This is a genomic window from Nocardioides sp., from assembly GCF_035703625.1.
Taxonomy (GTDB): domain Bacteria; phylum Actinomycetota; class Actinomycetes; order Propionibacteriales; family Nocardioidaceae; genus Nocardioides.
This window is the reverse complement of the sequence record NZ_DASSXS010000032.1, coordinates 1-3,010: the sequence shown is the minus strand read 5'-3', so window position 1 is coordinate 3,010 and position 3,010 is coordinate 1. Positions and strand designations below refer to the sequence as shown.

The following is a 3,010-nucleotide window of genomic DNA, read 5'->3' as shown; positions in this document are numbered from 1 at the left end:
ACCGTGACGGCCGGCGACGAGGGCGGTGAGCGGGACGCGACGGTCACCTGCGAGGGCCACGACTTCCTCCGGCTGGCAACCGGTCACCTCAGCCCGATCGCCGGCGTGCTGCGCGGGCAGCTGAAGGTGAAGGGGGACCGGGCGAAGGCGCTCCAGCTGAGCTCGGTGATCGACATCCCGCAGGCTCGTTGAGTCCCGCCGGCGCTCAGCCGTCGGACGATGCCCCGGGCCCCTTCGTGGCGCGGAAGGTGATGTGCCCCATCAGGTGGGGCGACCCGAACCGGTAGACCGCCTTGTTGTAGAGGCCGGCGACGCCGCGGACGGGCACGGGCAGGTACGGCTCGTACATGGACGGAAGGTCCCAGCACCGGAACTCGACCGCGTCGAAGCCGGCGTGCTCCAGGTGGCGCAGCATGGCCCGGATCGTGTTGAGGCGGTACTCGGTGGCGAAGTGGTAGTGCTCGACCTGGTCCCGCGGACGCAGGTGGGGGAGCAGGCGGTCGGCCACGCCGGCGCGGGTGGCGGCCCAGGTGGCCAGGCCGAAGTAGTGCCACATGTTCACGGTCATGCCCATCAGCACCCCACCGGGGCGCAGGACGCGCGCGCTGGCCCGGGTGAAGGCCGCCGGGTCGTGCACGTGCTCGAGCACGAACACCGAGAAGGCGAGGTCGAACGGCTCCGGCCCGGTGGCGGCGTACTCCTCCAGCGTCTGGCAGTGACGCTCGTCCAGGGTGGTGTTGTGGGCGATGGCGGAGTCCGGGTCGACGCCCACGAGCACGCCGGCCCGCCGGCGTACCGGGGTCATGGCGCCGGAGAGGTTGCAGCCGGCACCGATGTTCAGCACCCGTGCATCCCGCGGGCACTGGTCGGCCACCCACCGCGCGAAGCCGGCCACGGCACCGGGTGGTGAGGGGACCGCCCGCACCTGGTGCCTGATGCGAGTACCCCCGAGAATCGCCATTCCCGATCCTGACCTCGGCCTCGCTGCCGGGGCAATGGCCCATCTGGGCTAGACCGGCACCGGGACGGGTGCGTCAGAGCAGGGGCCGGAGCGGGGCGAGCACGAACTCGGTGAACTTCCGGTGCAGGTCGCGGGCCTCCCACTCGGCGCTGGTCAGCTCCAGGCAGTTGGACTCGTCGACGCGGTAGATCTCCTCGAGCGCCTTGGCCAGCGCCTCGTCGATGACCTCGACGTTGACCTCGTAGTTGCCGGTCAGGCTGAGCCGGTCGATGTTGGCCGTGCCGACGGTGGCCCAGGCGCCGTCCACGGTGGAGGTCTTGGCGTGCACCATCGCGTCGCGGTAGCGGAGGATCCGCACCCCCGCGTCGAGGAGCTGGGAGTAGTAGCCACGGGAGAGCCAGTCGGCCACGATGTGGTTGGACTTCAGCGGCACCAGGATGCGTACGTCGACCCCGCGCCGCGCCGCCTCCTTGAGGGCGTCGACGAAGTCCTGGTCGGGGATGAAGTAGGCCTGGGTGATCCACACGTTGCGGCTCGCCCGGAGGATCGCCTCGAGGTACATCGACCGGATCGGGAACATCCACAGCCGCGGGACGTTGCGATGCAGCCGGATCCGCGGCTCCCAGGTCGAGGGTGTCTCCATCAGGAGCGGCCGTTCGCTCTCGCGGAGCCGCCGGCGCCGGTGCAGGTTCCAGAAGTCGGCGAACGCCCGCTTCAGGTCCCACACCCCCGGCCCGGTGATCCGGACGTGCGTGTCGCGCCACTCGGTCGCGTAGGGCGTCCCGATGTTGTAGCCGCCGACGAAGCCCACCTCGTCGTCGACGACGAGGATCTTGCGGTGGTTGCGGCCGTAGCGACGCAGGTCGAAGAACCGCCACCCGGCCGGGTAGGCGGGGTAGCGCAGCACCTTCATCGTGGCCGGGAACCTCTTGAACCGCGGGCTGACCACGATGTTGGCGAAGCCGTCGTAGACGCAGTAGACCTCGACCCCGCGGTCGGCGGCGGCGGCCAGCGCGCGCTTGAACCGCTCGCCGATCTCGTCGCCCTTCCAGATGTAGGTCTCGAGGAGCACCTGCCGCTGCGCGCCCTCGATGGCGGCGAGCATGTCCTCGTAGAGGTCGCGGCCGTAGGTGTACGTCGTGATCGTGCCTTCACCGATCTCGACGGTGCGCGGAGGCGTGATGGGGAACGCCTTGGCCTTCTTGCCCCGCCGGCGGTAGGAGTCGACCAGCGACATCCCGATCGCCAGCACGAGCTGGGCGCCGAAGATGGCCAGCAGGGTCCGCCGCAGGGCGCGCAACAACCGTTCGGTACCCGTCCTGGTGCGCGCGCTCACGCCGCCCAATCTAGCGGCGGCCGGCGCGGCGCACCCGACGGAACCGGCTGCCCTGCACAACGCTCTTCCCGGGCGGATCCCGTCCCGGGAACCAGGTCCCCCGAAAATCGGACCTGGTTCCCGGTCGGGAACGTCGTGCTGGCCTCGAGGAAGCGCTGAGGCCGGCGACGCCGCCTTGCGTGGATCTTCGATCTGCCTTGTACAACCACCGGACGGTGAGTTGGCTAGGTGGTCATTGCGGGTGGTTTCTCCGTGGCCCAGCTGGGCCACCACCCCAGTCCTGAACTGCGCGGGCACCCGTTGTCGGCGCCGCGTCGTAGGCTCGTGCACATGCGACCAGTGACCGATCTGGAGCGCCGGGTGGCGCCCTTCAAGGTGGTCTCCGACTACCAGCCGGCCGGCGACCAGCCGGCGGCGATCGCCGAGATCCGCGACCGGATCGAGGGCGGGGTCAAGGACGTCGTCCTGCTCGGCGCGACCGGCACCGGCAAGACCGCGACCGTGGCCTGGGTGGCCGAGCAGGTCCAGCGTCCGGTGCTGGTGATGCAGCCCAACAAGACCCTCGCCGCCCAGTTCGCCAACGAGCTGCGCCAGCTCTTCCCCGACAACGCGGTCGAGTACTTCGTCTCCTACTACGACTACTACCAGCCCGAGGCCTACGTCCCCCAGACCGACACCTACATCGAGAAGGACTCCTCGATCAACGAGGAGGT

General features: G+C 69.9%; 4 protein-coding genes. 2 read left to right on the top strand and 2 right to left on the bottom strand.

The window, feature by feature from the left end; all coding sequences use genetic code 11:
* A partial coding sequence (locus tag VFN12_RS01375; RefSeq protein WP_325116751.1) for an SCP2 sterol-binding domain-containing protein occupies window positions 1-192 on the top strand: 192 nt, incomplete at its 5' end.
* A 13-nt stretch (window positions 193-205) separates the two neighbouring features.
* On the opposite strand, the gene VFN12_RS01370 is transcribed toward VFN12_RS01375, so the two are convergent.
* A complete protein-coding gene (locus tag VFN12_RS01370; RefSeq protein ID WP_325116750.1) occupies window positions 206-961 on the bottom strand; it encodes a class I SAM-dependent methyltransferase in 756 nt (251 codons plus the stop codon).
* Between the two features lie 73 nt (window positions 962-1,034).
* Window positions 1,035-2,297, bottom strand: coding sequence for a phospholipase D-like domain-containing protein (locus VFN12_RS01365; RefSeq protein WP_325116749.1), 1,263 nt, complete (start codon window positions 2,295-2,297; stop codon window positions 1,035-1,037).
* 330 nt (window positions 2,298-2,627) lie between these two features.
* On the opposite strand from VFN12_RS01365, the gene VFN12_RS01360 reads away from it, so the two are divergent.
* A partial coding sequence (locus VFN12_RS01360; RefSeq protein WP_325116748.1) for a DEAD/DEAH box helicase family protein occupies window positions 2,628-3,010 on the top strand: 383 nt, incomplete at its 3' end.

Coding starts and splice junctions, on each gene's coding strand:
- VFN12_RS01370 (WP_325116750.1), bottom strand. CDS start 961: ATGGCGATTCTCGGGGGTACTCGCATCAGGCACCAGGTGCGGGCGGTC.